The 23,200-nt window shown below is 62.9% G+C and carries 15 protein-coding genes; 9 read left to right on the top strand and 6 right to left on the bottom strand.

The features are described 5' to 3' along the window. Nucleotides 1-50: 50 nt before the first annotated feature. From LQD11_RS12285 to LQD11_RS12265, 5 genes are all read right to left on the bottom strand, one after another. Entirely contained in the window at nt 51-1,886 is a 1,836-nt protein-coding gene (locus LQD11_RS12285) for an alkaline phosphatase (protein ID WP_238617804.1), read from the bottom strand. A gap of 278 nt (nt 1,887-2,164) precedes the next feature. Beyond that, the gene (locus LQD11_RS12280) at nt 2,165-4,186 is read right to left on the bottom strand and encodes a TonB-dependent receptor plug domain-containing protein (protein ID WP_238617803.1); all 2,022 of its coding nucleotides are present in this window, start codon (nt 4,184-4,186) and stop codon (nt 2,165-2,167) included. Between the two features lie 89 nt (nt 4,187-4,275). Further along, nucleotides 4,276-6,366, bottom strand: coding sequence for a putative bifunctional diguanylate cyclase/phosphodiesterase (locus LQD11_RS12275; protein ID WP_238617802.1), 2,091 nt, complete (start codon nt 6,364-6,366; stop codon nt 4,276-4,278). Further along, nucleotides 6,363-8,729 (bottom strand): ATP-binding protein, encoded by a 2,367-nt coding sequence (locus LQD11_RS12270; RefSeq protein WP_238617801.1) that lies wholly within the window; start codon nt 8,727-8,729, stop codon nt 6,363-6,365. Before LQD11_RS12270 ends, LQD11_RS12275 begins: the two co-directional genes overlap by 4 nt. Next, complete coding sequence (locus tag LQD11_RS12265; protein ID WP_238617800.1) at nt 8,726-9,277, bottom strand: YfiR family protein; 552 nt, start codon at nt 9,275-9,277, stop codon at nt 8,726-8,728. The genes LQD11_RS12270 and LQD11_RS12265 overlap by 4 nt, the downstream gene beginning before the upstream one ends. Nucleotides 9,278-9,441: 164 nt before the next feature. Here LQD11_RS12265 and LQD11_RS12260 point away from each other — a divergent pair, with 164 nt between their 5' ends. The 9 genes from LQD11_RS12260 to LQD11_RS12220 all read left to right on the top strand — a co-directional run bounded on the left by LQD11_RS12260 (nt 9,442) and on the right by LQD11_RS12220 (nt 20,709). Next, entirely contained in the window at nt 9,442-9,879 is a 438-nt protein-coding gene (locus tag LQD11_RS12260) for a DUF1841 family protein (RefSeq protein ID WP_238617799.1), read from the top strand. Between the two features lie 395 nt (nt 9,880-10,274). After that, nucleotides 10,275-11,126, top strand: coding sequence for an RnfABCDGE type electron transport complex subunit B (locus tag LQD11_RS12255; protein ID WP_238617871.1), 852 nt, complete (start codon nt 10,275-10,277; stop codon nt 11,124-11,126). 131 nt (nt 11,127-11,257) lie between these two features. Further along, on the top strand, nt 11,258-16,225 hold the full coding sequence (locus LQD11_RS12250) for a 2-oxoacid:acceptor oxidoreductase family protein (protein WP_238617798.1): 4,968 nt from the start codon (nt 11,258-11,260) through the stop codon (nt 16,223-16,225). 2 nt (nt 16,226-16,227) lie between these two features. Further along, nucleotides 16,228-17,565, top strand: a complete 1,338-nt coding sequence (gene rsxC / locus LQD11_RS12245; RefSeq protein WP_238617797.1) for an electron transport complex subunit RsxC — start codon at nt 16,228-16,230, stop codon at nt 17,563-17,565. After that, nucleotides 17,562-18,584, top strand: a complete 1,023-nt coding sequence (locus tag LQD11_RS12240) for an RnfABCDGE type electron transport complex subunit D (RefSeq protein ID WP_238617796.1) — start codon at nt 17,562-17,564, stop codon at nt 18,582-18,584. Before rsxC ends, LQD11_RS12240 begins: the two co-directional genes overlap by 4 nt. After that, nucleotides 18,581-19,273, top strand: coding sequence for an RnfABCDGE type electron transport complex subunit G (locus LQD11_RS12235; RefSeq protein WP_238617795.1), 693 nt, complete (start codon nt 18,581-18,583; stop codon nt 19,271-19,273). The genes LQD11_RS12240 and LQD11_RS12235 overlap by 4 nt, the downstream gene beginning before the upstream one ends. A gap of 2 nt (nt 19,274-19,275) precedes the next feature. Further along, the gene (rsxE, locus tag LQD11_RS12230; RefSeq protein ID WP_238617794.1) at nt 19,276-19,935 is read left to right on the top strand and encodes an electron transport complex subunit RsxE; all 660 of its coding nucleotides are present in this window, start codon (nt 19,276-19,278) and stop codon (nt 19,933-19,935) included. Next, complete coding sequence (locus LQD11_RS12225; RefSeq protein WP_238617793.1) at nt 19,925-20,515, top strand: electron transport complex protein RnfA; 591 nt, start codon at nt 19,925-19,927, stop codon at nt 20,513-20,515. The genes rsxE and LQD11_RS12225 overlap by 11 nt, the downstream gene beginning before the upstream one ends. Next, nucleotides 20,512-20,709, top strand: a complete 198-nt coding sequence (locus LQD11_RS12220) for a hypothetical protein (protein WP_238617792.1) — start codon at nt 20,512-20,514, stop codon at nt 20,707-20,709. Before LQD11_RS12225 ends, LQD11_RS12220 begins: the two co-directional genes overlap by 4 nt. A 27-nt stretch (nt 20,710-20,736) precedes the next feature. Here LQD11_RS12220 and LQD11_RS12215 read toward each other — a convergent pair whose 3' ends face one another. Beyond that, nucleotides 20,737-23,163: a sensor domain-containing protein gene (locus tag LQD11_RS12215; protein ID WP_238617791.1), complete on the bottom strand. Its 2,427-nt coding sequence runs from the start codon at nt 23,161-23,163 to the stop codon at nt 20,737-20,739. Nucleotides 23,164-23,200: the final 37 nt, after the last annotated feature.

Genomic DNA, 23,200 nt, shown 5'->3' with positions numbered 1-23,200 from the left:
GGCCTTCTCCGCCGTGACGGCGGAGAAGGCGCGCAATGAGACTCGGGGGCTCAGCGGGGGAAGCGGTCTCCCAGTCTTTCAGACAGTCTTTCCTGAACCCGGTCGCGGATGCTCTGACCCAGGTTCGGCAGGTGACTGCCGCAGTGGCGCTGCCACTGATTGGAGTTTTGCATCAGCTCGATGGCCTGGGCCGGAACGAAGGCGCGGCCCTGATTGTTGGCCGCCCGGGGCACATAGACCGCCAAGCCCTCCATCTGGCAGCTCTGGTCATTCCGGTAGAGCAGGTCGGTGCCGGAGGACATGTGCCATTCCCCCATGCGGATGACCGGCTTCTGCGGATTGGAGCGGTCAACCACGGCCTCGGGGAAGTGTTCGTGCACATCCACGAAGAGACGCTGATTGAGGCCGGCGGGGTGGGTCAGGGACAGGTTCAGGCCGAAGGCCTTGGCCACCGCCTGGGCGATTTCCGTGTTGTCCAGGTAACCTCTGGGGGCGCCGGGGCCGAAGCTCCACAGGGGAACGTCTTCACCGGTGTGACCATGGGTGCTCCAGCCGAAAATGGTGTGGCGCTCACTCACCACGCGGCCGATGGCATAGGTCATGCCGACGCTGGCGGCGGCACTGCGGATGGCGTTCGCATCGTCTTCGGTCAGGCTAATGCCCCAGTAGTTCTGTACCGCTTGACGGATGTCGTCATTGCCCGGGTTGCGGGGCAACTGAGCGGCAATGAAGCCTGCCGTCACCTTCATGCCCTTGAGCGGGTCGATCACCTTTTCCACGGAGGTGCTGGTGTAGTTGCTGGAAGTGGCGAAATTGCCCAGGGTGAGGGCGCCGGTATTATGGTCGGGGACCACAATGATCATGGTCTGGCGGTCTTTCTCGGCGAAGTCCAGGGCGACCCGTACCGCATCGTCAAAGGCCAGGAAGTCCTGCAGCTTGTAGGCCGGATCGGTGGCATGGCCGGCCCAGTCTACCTGACTGCCTTCCACCATGAGGAAGAAGCCGGAGCGATTCTGGGAGAGCAGTTCGATGGCCTTGGCGGTCATCTCGGCCAGGGACGGCTCGGCCTGAGCCTGCTCGGCGGCATTGCCGGGGTAACGATGGCCGTTTTCAAGCAGGTAGCGCCGGTCCAGGTCGGGCATCATGTGACTGGAGGCAAACATGCCCCATACCGGTGTGGTGCGCACGGTGGCCAGTTCCTGGGCGGTTTCCACATACGCATAGCCACGATCCAGCAGGACCTGCCTAAGGTTTTCCCCATCGGTGCGGCTGCCGCCGGCGCTGTTGGGCAGTAGGTGGCGGCTGCCGCCACCGAAGGCCACGTCCAGATTCTGATAGACCAGGTGACGGGTGATCTCGTTTTCGTTATTGCGGTTGTCCACATGCGCCCCGAAGGCAGCCGGGGTGGCATGGCTGATGCGGCTGGTGGCCACCAGGCCGGTGGACTTGCCCTTGAGTTTGGCGCCCTCGAGCACCGTGGCCAGGGGGCGATAGGCCAGCCAGTCCCAGCGATCGGCTTCCGACGCCCCGGGCACGTCCATCGGCAGGGTGTAGTTGCTGATGGCGTCGTCCGGGCGCGGGGCCAGCCCGATGAAGGGTTCAGTGGTCTTGTAACCGGTGGAGAAGGCCGTGCCGGCGGCGGCGGAGCCGGTGATGATCGAGTTGGCCATGCTGGTATTGACCATGCCGCTGGCGATCTCGTCCAGGGCGAGGTTTTCTCCTCGATACAGGCGTCCCAGGGTGACGACGGACTGGGACATGCCGTCCGGGATGAGGACGATGACATTGCGGACCTGGGTGGCATGGGCCGGCGTAGCCAGCCACATGGCGGTCAGGAGCATGGCGGCCGCCGCCGCTGGGCGGGTGGATTTCTTGCGCAGGATCACGGGTCTTGCCTCCCTGAAATAATAAAAGTTCTGGCGTGTTTTCGGATGACCGTCGGTTATTCGCGATCCGACGGATGACATGACCCCATGGGTTCAGTGTCATGAGTCGGAAGCTAGAACTCAGGGATGACAGGGGGGTTCTTTTTTTTTGACGTTGTTTTGAAGGGATGGGGTTTTGTGGCGTGGTTATCAGTCCTGGGCTCCCGCTTTCGCGGGAGTGGCGATGCGGTATTTCGCGGGAGTGTCCCGGAGAATCGGGCCACTGGGCCTGTTTGAACTCAGAAACTCAGCCTGATTTGTCCATAGAAACCGCGACGGGTCTGGGTCGGCAGGAAGGTGGGGGTCAGGGAATAATATTCCGTGCGTTCGGAATCCAGCAGATTCTGGGCTACCAGGGCCAGTTCCAGTTGCCTCTCCGGTCGCCAGGCCAGTCTCAGGTCCATCGTGGTATACGCGTCCAGGGGGGGGAGAAAAGGCTGGTGGCGCCTGTCCACGTGCCTGATCCAGAGGTCCATGTCCATCTGGTGACCGATGTTCCATGCGCTGCGCAAGGATGCGATATGCCTGGGGATGAAGCTGGAAAACAGGCGATCGCCGCCGGTGAATTCACCGATATCGTTGAAGCTGTAGGCAAGCTGGAAACGCAGGGCTTCACCGGCACGCCAGTCACCCGATAGTTCCACCCCCGTGACGGTGAGTTCTCCGCGATTGATGAATTGGGTGGGGGCGATCAGATAGGCATCGTTTTCACCCATCAACAGCATGTCAGGGTCCGTCACCGTCGTTGCTGACCTGAGATTGTCATAGCGATGCACGAAAGCGGTCAGATCCAGGTAGAGACCGGGAGAGGGGTGGCCGCGGTAACCTGCTTCGAAGGCCGTCAGACGTTCCGAGCCGTAGGCATCGTTGCCGCGCACCTCACCCTGTATCGGCAGGTTTGCCAGGGCGTCATCCACCGGTCGATCGAGCCGGAACTGACCCGGACGGGCCACCGTCAGGATATAGTCCGCCGTGCGCTCGCCCCGGGATGGGATGCGTTTGGCACGGGACAGGGATGTCCAGAGACTGTGCCGGGGTGTCACGTTCCACAACATGCGGATCGTCGGCTGGAATTCCGTGCTCGTGTAGCTGTTGTGATCAAGGCGGCCGCCCAGACTCAGGCGCAGCCCCTGATTCAGCAGGATTTCATTTTGTGCAAACAGGCTGGCGATATGGAGTGTTTCCCGGGGCCGATCAAAGCGGGTGGTCAGACCGCCGGAGATGCTGTCGTCGTACCAGCGATAGCCGGCCCCCCAGGTGATGGCATGCCGGTCGGGAACATCCAGGCGCTGCTGGAACTCCAGGTCGACGATGTGCTGTTGCTGATCCGCCAGCATGATCGCCTCCACGTCGGAGTAACTCCAGGAGGCATTGAACCTGATCTCTGAATGTTCCGAGGTCTGCCGGATCAGCTCCCCCTGCAGATCCACGCCGGAGAAGCGGTCGGTGATGGTTTCCACCCGCCGGTAGGTGGGTGGGGAGAGCGGGTCACGGACAACGCCGATACCATCCGAGTCGGCTCGAAACAGACTCCCCGCCATCATCCAATTGTCGCCTGTCTGTCCTCCATCCAGGCGGAAACCGGCGGACAGATGATCCGACCGATCATGGTGATCATCGCCGGTCTCGGTCAGGGAGTCGCGGCCCTCCCGGGTTTGCAGATACACGTTGAAACTCCGGTCTTCTCCCCAGGGGCCGCCCTGCCTCAACAGGGCGAACGGACCGGTATCGTTGCCGAAGCCCGCGCTGACCAGGGTGCCGTGAGCGGCGTGTGAGGAGCGGGTGATGATATTGATGACCCCGTTGACGGCATTCACGCCCCAGACCGCGCCTCCGGGGCCTCGGATGACTTCAATGCGGTCGATGTTTTCAAGAGGGATCTGCAGGGTATTCCACAGTACGCCGGAGAAACTCGGGCTGTAGGCGTTGCGTCCATCCACCAGCACCATGAGCTTGTTGGACAGATACTCCGTGTGACTGCGAATGGAAACGGCCCAGCGATCCTCGCTGACGCGAGCAACGTCCACCCCCGGGGACAGTCGCAGTGCTTCCGGTAGGGAACGGGCTCCCGAGCGGCGGATGTCTTCGGCCGTGATGACATGCACGGCGGCGGCGACATCGGACAGACGCTGGGATCGACGGCTGACGGAGATGACTTCCTGCTGGAGGAGATCTTCCAGGGACAGTTCCAGAAAGTGTTCGATGGCCGCGGCCTGGGAGGGCGGCAGGACACAGCCGAGCATCAAGACGGGGAGTACCATGGAGGGCATTCGTCTTGGGTTTGCCGGTCTGTCCATGATGCGCTCACTCGGTGAATGATGCCGCTGTCGGCCTCGGATTGCGGCTTGTCTCAGATCGAGGCCGGCCCGTCGTTTTTCTTGTGCTTGTCCAGTAGTGCAAGAATCCGATCCGACGATACGGGTTGGCTGAAATAATATCCCTGCAGGGCATGGCAGGATTGCTGTTTCAGTATTTCCGCCTGCGCCAGGGTTTCGACTCCCTCGGCGGTCACCGTGAAACCCAGGCTTTCCCCCAGGGAAATGATGGCTTTTATGATGGCCAGGCTCTCCGTGTCATGGGGCAGGCCGCTGACGAAACTGCGATCCACCTTGAGATTATGCAGGGGGAGTCGCTTGAGGTAGCTCATGGATGAATAGCCGGTGCCGAAATCATCCAGGGAAATCTTCAGGCCCATTTCATGTAGATCGCGCAGGGTCTGCAGGGTGGTGGCGCTTTCGTCCATCAGGGTGCTTTCCGTGATTTCCATTTCCAGATGAGCGGCCTTCAGGCCGGTGTCCTGAAGGATATCCCGAACGATGTCCGTCAGGACGCCGTGTCTGAACTGTGCCGGGGAAAGATTGACCGCAACCCGCAGGGGATGTCCCCGGGCATGCCAGTGCGCGACTTCCCGGCATGCCGTTCTCAACACCCACTCACCGATGGGGATGATCAGCCCATTGCTTTCAGCCAGGGGAATGAATTCCATCGGCGAGATCATGCCCTGCTGGGGATGTGCCCAGCGGATCAGGGCTTCCACCGACAGGATCCGCCCCGTGCTCAAGTCCAGTTGAGGCTGATAGACGAGATAAAACTCCTGGGCTTCCAGGGCGCGACGCAGTGCCGTTTCCATGTTCAGACGCCGCATGGCCTGATGCGTGAGGGACGGGCTGTAAAACTGAATGTTGTCTCGTCCCAGATACTTGGCATGATACATGGCGGTATCCGCATGCTTGATCAGGGTATCGGCATCCTCGCCATCATCCGGATACACGGCGATACCGATGCTGGCGGTCAGCACCATTTCCCGTCCCGTGATGAAGAAGGGCTGGCGCATGAGTTCCTGTATCCGATGGGCCACCGTCAGGGCATCTTCGGGGTGGATCATGTCCGGAATGATCACGGTAAATTCGTCACCGCCGAGGCGCGCCAGATTCATCCCCCGGGATTCATGCGATGGGCGGGATACCGTATCAGTGGGGCGGACGCCCAGTCGCAGGCGCTGGGAGGCATGTTGCAGCAGCATGTCACCGGTGGCGTGGCCGAGGGTGTCGTTGATGTGCTTGAATCCATCCAGGTCCAGGAACAGCACCCCAAGCTGACTGTGGTTGCCGCTGGCGCGGCGAATCTCGCCCTCCAGTCTTTCCATGAGATGTTGGCGGTTTGCCAGCCCTGTCAGGGTATCGAAGTAGGCCAGCCGGTATATCTCGGAGTCGGCTTCCTTGCGCGCCGTGATGTCACGAACCAGACAGAGCGTTTCCTGGCTGTCGATGAGCACGATCCGGGTTTCGAAGTAGCGGGAGGACTGATCCTTCCCCGGGAGCGTGTATTCGATATGTTGCAATCCCCCTTCCGCGCGCACCTGCCTGACCGCGTCCAGATAGGCCTGGGTAACCTCGGTGGGCAGATTGTGTTGCAGGTGGGTGCCGGGCTGGGGGTGGGTATGGTCATCCTGACCGGCCAGCCTGTCCAGTACCATGCCGTCATTGGTGAGACGGAACATGATGTCCGGCAACGCGCTCAGGATGGCCGCGTTGCGGGCATTGGCCCGATGCAGGGCAAGGCGTGTCAGATGGGCACGCCACAGGTATTTCACCCGGTGTCCGATGAGGTTCCAGTGGATGGGCTTGGAAAGGAAGTCCGTAGCACCCGCCTCGAAGGCCCGTGCGATGGAGTCCAGGTCGTCCATGCCGGTGACCATGACGATCGGCAACTCATCACCGGCCTGCCGACGCAGGTGGATACAGACCTGGAAGCCGTCCATGCGGGGCATGTCCACATCCAGTAGCACCATGTCGCAGCGTGTCTGTTCAAACGCGGCCAGGGCCTCCGCCCCATCCTGCACGCTGAACGTGGTGAAGCCGGCCTTTTCCAGGGCGGCACCCATCAGCATGAGTGCAGTGATGTCATCATCAGCCAGGAGAATCCGAGGCATCTCGTTCATGTTGCCGCCCGGATACGATGACTGATCTCATCCAGAGTCGCGTGCGAGAGCGGCTGGAACTCTCCCAGCAGTCTGCCCGCGGCATCCATGCGCTGGTCGCGGGCGCAGGCCTCCAGTTGTCGGCAGATGTTTGCAAGGCGCATGGCGCCGACATTGCCCGAGCTGGATTTCAATGCGTGTGCGGCGCGGCGTAACGACTCGGCATCTTCCGCCGCCACGGCGGTCTTGATCTGTTCTGCCAGCGAGGGGGCGGTGTCCAGAAAGGCCTGAAACACCTTGATGAGCAGATGATGGCCCGTGGATTCATTCAGGCTCCGCAGTTCGGCAAGGGTCCGCGGGTCAAGGAGAGGACCGTCATCAGGCGACTCCGGGGAAAGTGCTGCCTCCGCGCCGCCCATGGCAGGGCCGCCGCCGGCGGGAAGCCATGGTTGCAGGATGTCGTGGAGTTGCCGGAGGGTATGGGGTTTTGACAGGCAGGCCTGCATGCCTGCGGCCAGGCAGTGCTGCTGCTCCTGCTTCGACGTGTTGGCGGTTAGTGCGATGATGGGTACATCCCGGTAACCCGATACCCGTCCCCGGCGTATCGCCGCGGTGGCCTGATAGCCGTCCATCACCGGCATCCGGCAATCCATCAGGATCAGATCCGCCTTGATTGCATCCAGCATGGACAGCGCCTCTTTTCCATTATTGGCAATGCTGTACCTGAGTCCCAGTTGTTCCAGCATGCTGCCGGCGACCAGCTGATTGACCGGGTTGTCTTCCACCAGCAGGATGCGACCAGCCAGCGTCCCGATGTCGTGACTGTCCCGAGCCGGCGCTATCCCATCGGGGAGGTGTTCCGAGACGGCGGGCCCGTCGCTTGCCTGCAGCTTCAAGTGGACAATAAATGTCGAGCCTTGTCCAGGGGTGCTTTGCATGCTGAGGCTGCCCCCCATGAGCTCCACCAGACGGTTGCTGATGGCGAGTCCCAGGCCGGTGCCCCCGTAACGCCGCGTGGTCGATCCATCCGCCTGGGCGAACCGATCGAAGACCTTTTCCCTGGCCTCGGCTGCGATCCCGATGCCGGTATCCTTCACCATGAGAACAATCGTGTCCGCCTGACCGGATACCCTGTCGACCTCGACACGGACCTGAACCTCGCCCTGATGGGTGAACTTGATGGCATTGCTCAGCAGATTGGTCACCACTTGTCGCAGCCTTAATGGATCGCCCTGAAACCATAGCGGCCGATCCGCTGGAGAGAAGTCCATCGACAGTTTCAGGCCTTTCCCTGCTGCCGATTCATGGAACAGCTTCACGCAATCCCGGACCAGCGCGGTGAGTTCGAAGTCCAGCAACTCCAGATGCATGTGGCCGGATTCGGCCTTGGAGAAGTCCAGGATGTCGTCAATAATGCTCAGTAGCTGGCGACTGGCCTGGATGGCGGTTTCAGCATAGCGGCGTTGCCTGGCATCCAGTGGTGTGTTAAGCAGCAGCTCGGTCAGGCCCAGCACCCCGTTCATCGGGGTTCTGATCTCATGGCTCATGGTGGCCAGAAACTCGCCTTTTGCCCGATTGGCCGCCTCGGCCGCTTCCTTGGCCTGGAGCAACTCGAAGGTTCGGGCCGCCACTTCTTCTTCCAGATATTCCTTTTGCCGGCCAAGCCTCTGGTCCCGCTCCTGAATTTCTTCCAGCATGCCGTTGAAACCCTGGGCCAGGGTGCTGATTTCAAGGATGTCATATTGTTCGGCCCGAACACCGAGGTCCGCGTCCTGGGTGACACGTCCCATCAGTTCGGTCAGATCCGCAACCGGCCGGATCACCAGCGTTCCCAGGCGGGTCATCAGCATTCGGCTGGCCAGCAGGGCAAGCGCGGCGGCCAGTGCGGTGATCAGGATCAGCACCAGCATCTGCGCATAGAGTGATCGCAGGCCGATGGCGATCTGAATCGCCCCCAGCGTTCTGCCTTCCATCGTAATTGGTTGGGTCAGCCTGACCGTGGTCAGCCCATAGTCCGTGTATTCCCGCAGCCTGACCTGATCATTGATCCGGATAGCGGTGGTGGACTGATAGCGGGCGAAGGGACGGCCATCCCCGTCGTAGATCACTGCCGCCCGAGCATCGGGGGAGTGGCGCAGGGAGGCCAGCAGGTCAAGCGCGGCCTTTTCGTCACCGAACAACAGGCTGGCGGCGGCGTTTTCCGCCAGAACCCGGGTCTGGACGCGGTTGGCATCCACCAGACTGAGGAGATTGACGGTCAGGGCGCCGAGGATGGTGATCACGACCATGATCGTGATTGAGATTCCCAGGGCCGCACCATTGATGCGGCGCAGCCGTTCCGCCAGGGTAAGAGGGCGGTTGCCGGTCGATGAGGTGGGTTTCATTGTTCCACCTCCGTCGCCAGGCGAAGCAGCCTGGAACTCAGGTTCAGGCCTTGTGCCCGTGCCGCCGTCAGATTGGCTTCAAAGGCAATCCGGTTATGCTGCCTGACCATGTTGAGCGCCACGCCCTGACGCATGGCGCCCGGGGTATCGGCCACCGTCAGCACGGGTATGCCTTCCAAGGCTTCCAGTATCCGGGAAAGTTGGCCGATGGCGGTATTGCTGATGAACACCATGTGGCAGCTTTGAACTTCGTTCAGCGTCAGGGTGTGGCGGGTGAGGATCGTGCGTGTCCCCACCTGTCTGTGATCGAGCTTGGCCAGGTCCTCACCGAAGGGGTCGCGGCCATGGATGCAGAGGTAAAGGGTGTCTCCGACCTGGTCGGGCCATTCGGTGAACAGGGCAAAGTTGTAAAGAAAGGCGGCCTTGAGCTGGTACTCGGACGGGGGGGCTGACGTGCCGGGTATGGGTAGGCAAAAAAAGAAACACAGAAGGCACAGCGACCGGGTGAGTATTCCCATCTGCCGCGCCTCACCCTTGTGTGACCGCATGTCTCTCCGTGTGCATCGTCCAGGATCAGGGTTGAAAAGGCCCGCCTCGCCAAGTGTTATCGAGTGCGGCAGCCGTCATGAGTGTAGGCTAAGGCGGCTTGCTTGTCTGCTCTCGGTCGGGGCGATAGGCTTGACCCCCTCCTTACTTACACCGGATTCCAGCCATGTTTGCCAGCCAGAGCCGAGAGCAGCTCAGACAGATGTATTGCCAGGCCTGGAGAAAATCCCGGGCCGGGGAACCCTTGCAGCCGTTGGAACAGCAAATCGCCAGGGTGGTTCGGGATCATCCGGAGTATCAGGCCATGCTGGAGGCGCCGGAAGCCGCCTTGGCGGCAGAGTTCACGCCGGAGCAGGGTGCGGTCAATCCCTTTCTGCACATGGGCATGCATCTGGCCATCCGGGATCAAGTGGCCACGGATCGCCCCCACGGGGTTCGCGCGGCCTACGAGCGCCTGCTGCCCCGGCTCGGTCCCCTGGAGGCGGAGCACGCCATGATGGACTGCCTGGGACAGGCGTTGTGGGAGGCCCAGCGGTCGGGGCGGCCGCCTGATGAGGCCGCCTATCTGGAATGCCTTCGCCGCGTCTCCACCCAGGGGGTATGACGCCGCCACCCGGTCGCCCGGCGGGGTCGGATGTAGACAATTTTTCTGCGCGTCATGTGAGTTCGCGGCCCGTGCCCGGCGACGGCGGCTGACTGTCCGAATCTGGGGGCGGCACGGGCGAATGAGAACCGGTCACGCTCTATCTCCCTGTAGAAACTGAGTTTATGGCGCTCATGACTGGTTCCGGAATATCCCTGTAACCCTTGTGAATTCGCAAATCCCCTGCCGAAAAAGCGATTTTTCATCGCCTTTGGTCTTTAATCCGCTTGACCCCGTCAGCGGCGCAAGGTACGTTTTGTCATCAATTGTTCACTGCACAAAAGCCTGGTTATTCACTAAGAAATGTGTTCACCGTGACTTCTCCGATCCTGCAAATAGCGCTGGCAAGCGGTTTCATGGCTGGTCTGGGCATACTCCTGGCCGGCATTCTGGCCATTGCCAATCGACGGCTCTACGTCTTCGAGGACCCGCGCATCGACCAGCTGGAAGACCTGTTGCCGCGCGCCAACTGCGGTGCCTGCGGCGTGGCCGGCTGTCGCCCGTTTGCCGAGGCCCTGCTGGAGGGCCGTCTGGAGCCGGCCCGCTGCACGGTGAACTCCACCGACATGAACCAGCAGATTGCCGACATGCTGGGTGTGGCCCTGGGCAGCCACGAGCGGCAGATTGCCCGCCTGGCCTGCGCCGGTGGTTCCCACGTGGCCGCCACCCGTGCCCGTTATCAGGGCCTCAAGTCCTGTCGTGCCGCCGCCCTGGTTTCCGGCGGCGGCAAGGGCTGCACCTGGGGTTGCCTGGGGCTGGGTGATTGCGAGGTGGTCTGTGATTTCGATGCCATCCGCCTGGACCGCTACGGCCTGCCGGTGGTGGATCCGGTGCGCTGTACCGGTTGCAATGACTGTGTGGATGTCTGCCCCAAGAATCTATTTACCCTGCAGCCGGAAAGTCATCGGCTTTGGGTGGCCTGCCTCAACCAGGATCCTCAGGACGAGGCCATGGCCCACTGCCAGGTGGTCTGCACCGCCTGCGGTCGCTGCGCCGCCGATGCGCCGGAGGGGCTGATCCGGATGGAGTCCAACCTGGCCGTCATTGATTACACCAAGAATGCCCTGGCCTCCCCCGTGGCCATCCAGCGCTGCCCCACGGGGGCCATTGTCTGGCTGGAAGGGCAGGCGCCCCGCAAGGGTTCGGGCGCCCGCAAAGTCACCCGCAAGGAACCACTGCCTCGCATGGAGCCCCTGCCGCGCGTCTGACCGCACGCACGGCAGCACCAGGGCTCGCCGGTCGACATGGCGTCGACCGGCCCTTTGGCATCCCCGCATGGAAGGCGCAGATACCGATTACAAAAACGTGACGGCCAGCGAGCCGGCAGGAGAGAAACGACATGCTGTTCAAGCGCAAGTCATCGCAGGGCTTCAAGTATCAGGGTACCCGCGCGGCCCTGGACGGCAATACCGCCGTCATCTATTGCGAGCGTGAGTCTTCCGATGCGGCGGGGGCCTACCCCATCACCCCGTCCACCCAGATGGGCGAGATGTGGGCGGAAGAGGTGTCCAAGGGGCACATCAACATCTCCGGCCGTTCCCTGGTGTTCATCGAGCCGGAATCCGAGCATGCCGCCGCTGCCGTCACCGCCGGTCTGGCCATGACCGGCATGCGGGCGATCAACTTCTCCTCGGCCCAGGGCGTGGCCTTCATGCACGAGTCCCTGTACGCCGCCGCCGGCAAGCGTCTACCCTATATCCTTAATATCGGTTGCCGTGCCATCACCAAGGCGGCGCTGAACGTGCACGCCTCCCACGATGACTACCACTGCGTGGACGACACCGGCTTCTTCCAGGTATTCGCCAAGAATGCCCAGGAAGCGGCGGACCTGAACATCATCGCCCACAAGGTGGCCGAGCTGGCTCTGAACCCCGGGATCGTCGGTCAGGACGGCTTCCTCACCACCCACCTGATCGAGTCCATGAAGGTACCGGAACGGGAACTGATCGCCGAGTTCCTGGGCCGTCCCGATGACATGATCGAGTGCCCGACCCCGGCCCAGAAGATGATCTTCGGCGAGAAGCGACGCCGCATCCCGGCCACCTGGGACGTGGACAACCCCATGGTGTCCGGTGCCCTGCAGAACCAGGACGCCTACATGCAGCAGGTGGCGGCCCAGCGGCCCTACTTCTACGACCATGTGGCCGAACTCACCGATCAGTGCATGGAAGAGTTCTATCAGCTCACCGGCCGTCGCTATGCCCGTGCCTCCGGCTATCGCACCGACGATGCCGAGTACCTGATCGTGGGGCAGGGCAGCATGGTGGCCACCGCCGAGGCCGTGGCCGATTACCTGCGCGAAACCCGGGGCATCAAGCTGGGCGTGGTGAACATCACCATGTTCCGTCCCTTCCCCGGCAATCTGCTGGCCGCCCTGCTCAAGGGCCGCAAGGGCGTGGCCGTGCTGGAGCGCACCGACCAGCCTCTGGCGGAAGACCTGCCGCTGATGCGCGAGACCCGCGCCGCCCTGGGCAAGGCCATCGAGAACGGTCTGGCCGGCAAGGGCGAGGCCCTGCCGTATCCCGACTATCCGGCCTTTGATCGCAACGGCGACATTCCTCGCCTGTACTCCGGTGCCTTCGGCCTGGGTTCCCGCGACCTGCAGCCCGAAGGGCTGATCGCCGCCGTGGAGAACATGCTGCCCGAGGGCGGCAAGCGCACCTTCTTCTATCTGTCGGTGGATTTCATCCGCGACCAGGCCGCCAGTCCCAAGCAGGAACTGCACCAGCAGGCCCTGCTGGAGGCCTATCCCAACATCAAGAGCATGGCCCTGCGGGGTTCCGAGAATCCGAGCCTGATGCCCGAGGGCGCCATCGCCGTGCGCCTGCACTCCGTGGGCGGCTGGGGTGCCATGACCACCGGCAAGAACCTGGCCATGACCCTGTTCGACCTGCTGGACTTTCACATCAAGGCCAACCCCAAGTACGGTTCCGAGAAAAAGGGGCAGCCCACCACCTACTACCTCGCCGCGGCGCCGGAGCCCATCCGCATCAGCAACGAGCTCAAGCAGGTGGACGTGGTGCTGTCCCCCGATCCCAATGTGTTCGATCACTCCGATCCCCTGTCCGGTCTGAACAAGGGTGGCGTGTTCATCATCCAGTCTTCCCTGGAGAACCCGGAAGCGGTATGGCGCAGTTTCCCGCCGGCCGCCCAGCGCTATATCCGTGACAACGAGATCCGCGTCTTCTATCTGGACGCCTTCAAGATCGCTCGCGACGAAGCCTCCAACGCCGATCTGCAGTTCCGCATGCAGGGCATCGCCTTCCAGGGTGCCTTCTTCGCCGCTTCCCCGGTGATGCAGCGCAAGAACCTCACCGAGCAGACCCTGTTCAAGGCCATCGAAGAGCAGTTGCAGGAGAAGTTCGGCAGCAAGGGCGCCCGTGTGGTGCAGGATAACCTGCGCGTGGTGCGGCGTGGTTTCGAGGAACTGGTGGAAGTCACCGAGAAGCAGCCCACCACCGACAACCTGCCGGCCCTGGCGGATCGCAGTGCACCGGAAATGCCGGTGATGCTCAAGCGCATGCCTCAGTCTCTGAGTGCCTCCGGCGACATCCATCGCTTCTGGGAGCAGACCGGCAGCTTCTATCTCTCCGGCCAGGGTAATGACAATCTGGTGGACCCCTTCATCGGCATGTCCCTGATCCCGGCCTCCACCGGCATCTTCCGCGACATGACCCAGATCCGCTTCGATTATCCGGAGTGGCTGCCGGAGAAGTGCACTGCCTGCGGCGACTGCTACACCGTTTGCCCCGACAGCGCCATCCCCGGCCTGGTCCACACCCTGGGCGAGGTGTTCGAAACCGCCGTGCGCCGTATCGAGATCGGCGGCAAGCCCACCCGTCACCTGCGCCGTGCCGTGCGTGACCTGGAAAAACGTCTGCGCAATGCCCTGACCCAGGCCGGCGACGGTGCCGACGTGCGCGCCGAGCTGGACTTTGCCATCACCCATCTGCTGGCCGAAACCGACCTGCAGGGTGATGACAAGAGCCGTCTGGAAAAGGAACTGGGCTGGCTCAAGGAGTCCATCGGCGACTTCCAGTTCGCCGCCACCCGTCCCTTCTTCAGCGCCATGGAAAAGCGTGCCAAGGGTAGCGGCGGTCTGTTCTCCTTGACCCTCAACCCCTACACCTGCAAGGGCTGCATGGAATGCGTGCGCATCTGTGAGGACCAGGCCCTGGTGGTGACCCCCCAGACCCCGGAAAGCGTGGACACCATGCGCCGCAACTGGGATTTCTGGATGGATCTGCCCACCACCCGTCCGGACTACATCCGCATCGAGGATCTGGACGAGGGCATCGGCGCCCTGGAAACCCTGCTGCTGGACAAAAAGGCCTACGGTTCCCTGAACTGCGGCGATTCCGCCTGCCTGGGTTGCGGCGAAAAGACCACCGTGCATCTGTTCACGGCCACCGTGACCGCCCTGATGCAGCCCCGCGTCAAGGCTCAGCTCAAGAAGCTGGATGATCTCATCGGCCGGCTGGAACAGCATGTGCGCCTGAAGCTGGCCGAAGGCATGGATCTGTCCAATGTCCAGGCCGTCAACCAGGTGATCGGCGAGCATGCCGACAAGGATCTGACCCTGGCCCGCCTGTCCACCGCCCTGGATGCCGGCGGCAGCCACACCGTCGATCCGGACTGGCTGCAGTGGATCACCGGCGTGCTGGCCAAGCTCAAGGACCTGCGCTGGCGTTATCTGGAAGGGCCTTCCGGTCGTGGCCGTACCGAGATGGGTGTCATCAACGCCACCGGCTGCACCTCCGTGTGGGGTTCCACCTTCCCCTACAGCCCGTATCCGTTCCCCTGGGCCAGCCATCTGTTCCAGGACACCCCGTCCATGGCCATGGGCATCTTCGAAGGTCACATGGCCAAGATGGCAGAGGGCTTCAAGGCCATCCGCATGGCGGAGCTGGAGCTGGCCGGTACCTACAACCCGGTGGAGCATGAGCCCTTCTTCGCCCAGTTCAACTGGGAGCAGTTCAGCGACGAGGAATTCCACCTCTGCCCGCCGGTGGTGGGGATCGGTGGTGACGGCGCCATGTACGACATCGGCTTCCAGAACCTGTCCCGCGCCCTGATGTCCGGCATGCCCATCAAGGTGCTGGTGGTGGATACCCAGGTGTACTCCAACACCGGCGGCCAGGCCTGTACCTCCGGCTTCATCAGCCAGGTGTCCGACATGGCTCCCTACGGCAAGGCCTGGAAGGGCAAGGAGGAGATCCGCAAGGAGATCAGCCTGATCGGCCTGGCCCACCGTACCAGCTACGTGATGCAGGGTGCCATCTCCCATGTGACCCACCTGCTGGAGAGCTTCATCGAGGGCCTCAACGCCCGTCGTCCGGCCCTGTTCAACGTCTATGCCGTGTGTCCGCCGGAGCATGGGGTGGGTGACGATGTGGCCTTCGCCCAGTCCAAGCTGGCGGTGGAGTCCCGTGCCTATCCGTTGTTCCGCTACAACCCGGACAAGGGCGTGACCTTCCGTGAGTGCTGCACCCTGGAAGGCAACCCGGCCATCGATCAGGACTGGCCCACCTACACCCTGAAGTATCAGGAAGAGGACGGCGGCGAGGCCACCATGGAACTGCCCATGACCTTTGCCGACTTCGCCCTGACCGAAGGTCGCTTCCGCAAGCACTTCCGCAAGGCGCCGGTGGAGACCTGGAACGACGACATGGTCCCCATGGCTGAGTTCCTGAAGCTGTCCGAGGACGAGCGGGAAGGTCGCTTCCCCTATGTCTGGGCCGTGGATGCCAAGAACCGCCTGACCCGGGTGCTGGTGTCCGAGGAACTGGTGCGTTCTGCCGAGGAACGACTGGAATTCTGGCATCAGCTCAAGGGGTTGTTGGGACTGGATCACGAGGTGGTGGATGTGGACGCCGTGGCGGCCCAGACCCGTGCCGACATGGCCCAGCGTCTCTCCAGTGCCCTGCTGTCCCTGGTCAGCGGCGAGGGCGCCGCGAAGCTGGCGGATACCCTGCAGGCACCGGCACCCGCCGTGTCGGCGGCGCCGGTCAATGGCAGCAACGGCAACGGTCATGCCGCCCAGGGCAATGGACTGGAATACGAGCCGGTCTGGGTGGAGACTACCGAATGCACCGCCTGTGACGAGTGCGTGCAGATCGCTCCCGGCGTGTTCGCCTACGATGACAACCGCCAGGCGGTGGTGACCAACCCCCAGGGGGCGCCGTACAAGGACATCGTGCGGGCCGCCGAGAAGTGCACCGTGATGGCGGTGCATCCGGGCACCCCCTTCAACCCCAACGAGCCCGACGCTGAAAAGCTGATGAAGCGGGCCATGAAGTTCAACTGACCATGGGCCTCCTGTCATTTCTGACGGGGCTCACCTTCCCCCGGGGGGTTCATCCCCCCGGGCTGAAGGAAGACACCCGTGACAAGCCCATTCGTCGGTTGCCCTTTGCGCCCCGCATGGTGGTGCCCCTGCAGCAGCATTTCGGCCGGCCTGCCCGGCCCCTGGTGGTCAAGCATCAGGAAGTGCTGCGGGGACAGCCCATTGCCGAGGCGGATGGTTTCGAGTCCGTGCCCCTGCATGCCCCGGTGACCGGGGTGGTGGAGGGGATCGAACTCATGGCCACATCCCGGGGACCCAAGACCGAATCCATCCTGATCCGTACCGCGCCCGGCGACAGCCAGGCCATCCACTGGGCCCGGCCCCGGGATCTGGAACGGCTCAATCGCCCACAGCTGATCCAGGCCATCCAGGAGATCGGCCTGGTGGGGCAGGGTGGGGCGGCCTTCCCGACTCACATGAAACTGTCGGTGCCGGATGGGTACGATATCGATACCCTGGTGGTCAACGGGTGCGAGTGCGAGCCTTATCTCAGCGCCGATCACCGCATCATGCTGGAGCAGACCGATGCCGTCATCGCCGGTATTCGCATCGCCATGAAGGCTTTGGGTGCCACCCGCGCCGTCATCGGTGTGGAGGATGACAAACCCGATGCCATCGCGGCCCTCCAGGCCCGGCTGGACAAGGAAGGCCCCATCGCCGTGGACAAGGTTCGGAGCAAATACCCCCAGGGCTCGGAGAAGATGCTCATCAAGGCCCTGCTCAAGCGGGAAGTCCCTTCCGGGCATTTCCCGTATCACATCGGTGTGGTGGTCAACAATGTGGGCACCATGGCCCAATTGGGGACGCTGTTGCCCCGGGGCGAGGGCCTGGTGGAGCGGGTGGTGACCGTGGCCGGTCCCGGCATTACCCGTCCGGGGAATTACCGGGTGCCCATCGGGACTCCGCTGCGCTATCTGCTCCAGCACGTGGGGTTCACGGGCAATGACGCCAGCCACATCATCCTGGGCGGACCCATGATGGGTAATACCGTCTCGTCCCTGGACGTGCCCATCACCAAGGGGGTGTCCGGCGTGGTGGTGTTGCCCGACCCGGAGGACGAGGACATTCGCATCCAGCCCTGCATCCGCTGCGGCCGTTGCGTGGAGGCCTGTCCCGTGGGCCTGAACCCCTCCGATCTGGGCAAGCTGGCCGCGGTTCGCCGGTACGAGGTGATGGAGGAGCGCTACCATCTCAATGACTGCTTCGAGTGTGGTTGCTGCAGCTATGTCTGTCCTTCCAACATCCCCCTGGTGCAGTACTTTCGCATCGCCAAGTCCCTGAACCGGGAGCGCCTCAAGTGACCCCGCTGAAAATCGAACTCAAGACCTCGCCGCACTTGAAGCAGGCGGGCAGCGTGGAGCAGATCATGCGCCACGTGACCTACGCCCTTTTGCCCATCTGCGCCTTCTCGGTCTATCACTTCGGCATCAGTGCCCTGGCACTGATCATCACCACCGTGGTGACCTGCGTGCTGACCGAGCACTTGTTCGCCAAGCTCTCCGGCAAGCGCAGCAGCGTGTCCGATTTCAGCGCCGTCATCACCGGTTTGTTGCTGGCCCTGACCCTGCCGCCATCCTTCCCCCTGTGGATGGCGGCCCTGTCCGGTTTCATCGGCATCGCCCTGGCCAAGGTGATGTTCGGCGGCATGGGCTACAACCTGTTCAACCCGGCCCTGGTGGGGCGGGCGTTTGCCCAGGCCGCCTTTCCGGTCTCCGTCTCCACCTGGACGGTGCCGGGTCATCCGGATCGGTTCACCGAATTCCTGCCATCCACCCTGGCCATGCCCTTCACCACGCCGGCGCCGGTGGATGCCTGGACCACGGCTACGCCGCTGGCCCAGTGGAAGTTCGAAGGTGTCCATGTGGAGACATGGTCCTTGTTCACCGGCATGACGCCGGGCTCCGTGGGCGAGACTTCCGCCATCCTCATCCTGCTCTGCGGCCTCTATCTGATCGCCCGGGGCATGATGAACTGGCGCATCCCGGCAGCGGTGCTGGGCAGCGCCTTCGTCACCGCCTCGGTGTTCTACTGGATGGATCCCACGTTTTACCCCACACCCTGGTTCGTGCTGCTGTCCGGCGGCCTGATGCTGGGGGCCATGTTCATGGCCAGTGACATGATCGCCTCGCCCATCACCCGTTCCGGTATCTGGATCTACGGCATCCTGATCGGCTTCCTGGCGGTGATCATCCGCTTCTTCGGTGGTCTGCCGGAGGGGATCATGTACGCCATCCTGCTGGGTAACGCCATGGCGCCGTTGATCGAGCGCATCACCCAGCCCAGGCCCTACGGTACTCGCAAGCGGAGGGACGCGGCATGAGCACGACTCCCCAGACCACTGCCGCGGAACGCCCGGCACCCACCTCCAGCTTCAAGCTGGTGGCCACCCTGGGTCTGATCGCCTTGTTCTCGGGGTTGCTGGTGGTGAGCGTGTTCGAGTTCACCAAGCCCTATATTGCGGAAAACCAGCGTCGTGCCCTGGAGGCCGCGGTCTTCCGGGTGGTGCCCGGCGCGGTGACCCGCCAGGACTTCGTGCTCACCGCCCAGGGTCTGTTCCCGGCGGCGGAGGCACCAGCCCCGGGACAGCGGGTGTTTGCCGCCTACGATGCCGAGGGGAACCTGCGGGGCATTGCACTGCAGGCCTCTGCCCGCGGCTATGCGGATGTGATCCGCGTCCTCTACGGCTATGACCCCTCCTGTCAGTGCATTGTCGGCATGACCGTGCTGGAAACCCGGGAAACCCCCGGCCTGGGCGACAAGATCGAGACCGATGCCCGGTTCGTGGCCAACTTCGAGCGTCTGGATGCTCGCCTCAACCCGGCTGGTACCGGCCTGGCCAATGCCATCGTTACGGTGAAGCAGGGTGACAAGGAACATCCCTGGCAGATCGACGGCATCACTGGGGCCACCATTTCCGCCAATGCCATCGGACGCATGCTGAATGACAGTGCCGGTACGGTACTGCCACAACTGGCGCCGTACTGGACCCTGCTTGAAGGAGGCGCCTGAACATGGCGGCCAATACCGAAAAACCCATCAGTCTGGATACCTTCCTGATCGGTCTATGGCGGGAGAATCCGGTGTTCGTCATGCTGCTGGGCATGTGTCCGGTGCTGGCGGTGACCAACTCCGTGGTCAATGCCCTGGCCATGGGGTTGGCCACCACCTTCGTGCTGTTGTGCTCCACCGCTCTGGTGGCGCTGCTGCGGCGGCACATCCCCAAGGAGGTGCGCATTGCCTCCTACATCGTGATCATCGCCACTTTCGTGACCGTGGTGGACTACCTGATTCATGCCATCAGCCTGGAGATCTATCAGGCGCTGGGTGCCTTCATCCAGCTCATCGTGGCCAACTGCATGATCCTGGGCCGGGCCGAGGCGTTTGCCTCCCGCAACCGGGTGAGCACCACCCTGGTGAATTCCCTGGGCATGGGGGTCGGCTTCACCATTGCCCTGTTGTGTCTGGGGTCGGTGCGTGAACTGCTCGGAGCCGGTACCCTGCTGGGCATCCCGGTGTTCGGCGAAGGCTTCGAGCCCTGGGTCATCATGCTGCTGCCGCCGGGTGGCTTCTTTGTCCTGGGGGCCTGGTTGCTCCTGTTCGCCTGGGTCAAGGAACGGCAGCTCAAACAGAAGACGGCCGGCGCCGGGGAGGCGGGTGTCCATGCACGCTGATTCACTGACCTACATCTTTCTGAATGCGGCCATCATCAACAACTTCGTGCTGGCCCTGTTTCTGGGGATCTGCCCCTTGCTGGGGGTATCCGGCAAGATCAGCACGGCCTTTTCCATGGGGCTGGCCACGGCTTTCGTGATGCTGATCAGCTCGGTGTCGGCCTGGTTGATCAATGAATTCCTGCTGCACTTCAACCTGGAGTTTTTGCGCCTGATCGCCTATATCGCGGTGATCGCCTCGGCGGTGCAGTTGGTGGAGATGACCATCAAGAAGTTCAGTCCGCCCCTGTACCGGGCGTTGGGGATCTTCCTGCCCCTGATCACCACCAACTGCGCCATCCTGGGTGTGGCCCTGTTCCAGACCAACTACGAGTACAGTTTCAGCCAGTCCCTGGTGTACAGCCTGGGAGCCGGCGCGGGCTTCATCATCGCCATCGTGCTGATGGCGGGGCTGCGGGAGAAGCTGGAACTGGCGGATGTGCCGGCCATCGCCCGGGGCGCGGCCATGAGCCTGATGCTGGCGGGTATCCTGTCCCTGGCCTTCATGGGCTTTGCGGGGCTGGGCGGCGGCACCGCATGAAGACCTATCTGCTGGCGGTGGGCCTGATCTTCCTGATGTTCACCGGCTGGGTGCTGGTACAGGCGGCGGCCCGCCGCCTGGCCCGGCGTCACCCGGAGCTGGGTCCGTTTCGGGAGGGGGGCGGTTGCGGCACGGGACAGTGCGGCTGCGGCTCCCCTTGCGACAAGGCCCGGGACGCGCGCGACACCCGGTGAACCACCCCGCCCGCGGGCCCACGGAACTCAGGCGGTAAACTGGGTCTCGATCTCGGCCGCCGCCACCGGGCGACTGAACAGGTAACCCTGCCCCACCGGACAGCCGTGTTTCAGCAGGAAGTCCCGCTGGGCGGTGGTCTCCACCCCCTCGGCAATGACCTCAAGTCCCAGGTTTCCGGCCAGGCCGATGATGGCCCGGATGATGGCGGCATCTTCCGGATGGGCGGCGGGATCGTTCGCCAGATCCTTGACGAAGGACTGATCGATCTTCAGGCTCTGTACCGGCAGGCGCTTGAGATAGTTCAGGGAGGAATAGGCGGTGCCGAAGTCGTCGATGGAGATGCGAAAGCCCATGCGGGTCAACTGGGACAGGATGTCGATGGTCTGTTCCACCGAACTCATGGCGGCGCTTTCGGTGATCTCGAATTCGATCAGCCGGGTGTCCACCTCATACTCCTCCATGATCCCCATGATCCGTTCCAGCAGATCCGTTTGATGGAACTCCCTGGGAGACAGGTTGATGGCCAGGGGCAACAGGGGGCGGCCACTGGACTGCCAGGACTTGAGCTGCAGGCAGGCCTGTCTGAGCACCTCGGACCCCAATTCAATGATCAGTCCGGTCTCTTCCGCCAGGGGAATGAACCTGCCGGGCATCACCATCCCCCAGTCCGGATGTTGCCAGCGGATCAGGGCTTCCATGCTGAGCATGCGGTTGTCCCGCATGTCCATGCGGGGTTGATAGTGAAGCAGGAATTGCCCCCGTTCCAGACCCCGTCGCATGGCCTGTTCCAGTTGCATGCGCTCATGGAGTTGTTCGTCCAGGTCGCGGGTATAGAAGTGATAGCTGCGCGGTCCCTGTGCCTTGGCCCGTGACAGGGCGATATCCGCGTGTCGGATCAGGTCTTCGGCACGATGGCTGTCGGTGGGGTACATGGCCAGGCCGATGCTGAAGCCGGTGACCAGCGGGATCTGACCCAACGTAATGGGCTGGGTAAAGGCCATCTGCAGCTTTTCCACCACGGGTATCACATCCCGGGGGGCGTGGAGTTGGGTCAGCATCAGGATGAATTCGTCACCGCCAAAGCGCGCCACCGTATCGCCTTCGCGCAGCAGCCCCTTCAGACGCTCGGCCACCATGCGCAGTAACTGGTCTCCCTGTCCGTGGCCGAGGGAGTCGTTGACGGTCTTGAAATCGTCCAGGTCCAGAAAGGCGACGGCGAGCAGGGTCCTGTCCCGGCGGGCCTGAACCAGGGCCTGGCCCAGGCGATCCATCATGAGACTTCGGTTGGGCAGCCCGGTGAGCGTGTCATGGAAGGCCAGGAAGTCCAGTCGATCCGTGAGCTGCTTGCGGTCGGTGATGTCTTCCGCGAGCTTGATGTACTGGACGATGGTGCCGTCCTCGTCGCGCACCGGGTAGATGCGGGCCTGTTCCCAGTAGGTTTCCCCCGATTTCTTGCGGTTGCGGAATTCACCTTCCCAGGTATGCCCTTGTCGCAGGGTGAACGCGAGGTTCTGCTGGATCACTTCCTCAATGGGCGTCTGGGCCAGGGCGCGGGCGTTGACGCCCAGCATTTCCTCCGGGGCGAACCCCGTGACCTCGCAGAAACGCCGGTTGACGTACTGGATGGCGCCGTCCGGGTCGGTGATGACGACGATGCTCGGACTCTGATCCACGGCAAAGGCCAGGCGTTGCAGATGCCCTTCGGTGCGGCGGCGTTCGGTGATGTCCAGGTGTGAGCCCACCATGTGTGACGGTCGACCGTCCGGCCCATGGATCAGCGAGCCCTGGGCCAGAATCCAGCGGTAGGAACCGTCCTTGTGGCGCATGCGAAACTCCATGACATAGCGTCGTCCATCGGCGCATTTCAGGTACTCGGCCACCTGCTTTTCCGTGGCTTCCCGGTCATCGGGATGCAGCAATGTCCACCAGGAGGCGTAATCGCTGCCGATCTCTTCCTGGGCGTAGCCCAGTTGCGTCTTCCATTCCTGCGAGTAGTACACCTCGCCGGTCTGTAGGTCCCAGTCAAACAGGCCGATGCGCCCGCCCTTGATGGCTTCCTGAAGACGCAACTGATCCCGGAGCCTTTCCTTGCGTTCCGTGACGTCCCGCAGATAGACCACGGAGACTTCCCAGCCTTCCATGCGCATGGGAACGGCCCGCAGATCGGCGGACAGCATGCCCCGGGTGGCATGGGCGATCTCGATCTCGGTGGGTTCGTCGGGGGCCACCACGAAACCGAAGGTTTCTCCACGCAGTCGCTCAAGGGGGCACCCGAACAGGTGGGCCGCCGCCTGGTTGGCATACTGAATGACACCCTGGGCGTTCAGCAGCAGGATGGCATCGGAGGCCTGTTCCACCATCTGTTCGAAGTGCTGGGCGGCGGGTGCGTGGAGGGTTGCCGGGGTGTGTTCGGTGGATGGCTTGTCGGCCGGAGACTGGGGGGGCTGGCTCATGGACGTGGAGATGACTCGGGTGATCTCGCGGACTCTG

The organism is Ectothiorhodospira shaposhnikovii, from assembly GCF_022227765.1.
Lineage (GTDB): Bacteria > Pseudomonadota > Gammaproteobacteria > Ectothiorhodospirales > Ectothiorhodospiraceae > Ectothiorhodospira.
Note: the sequence above shows the minus strand (reverse complement) of the source record. Positions and strands in the feature narration are given on the sequence as shown.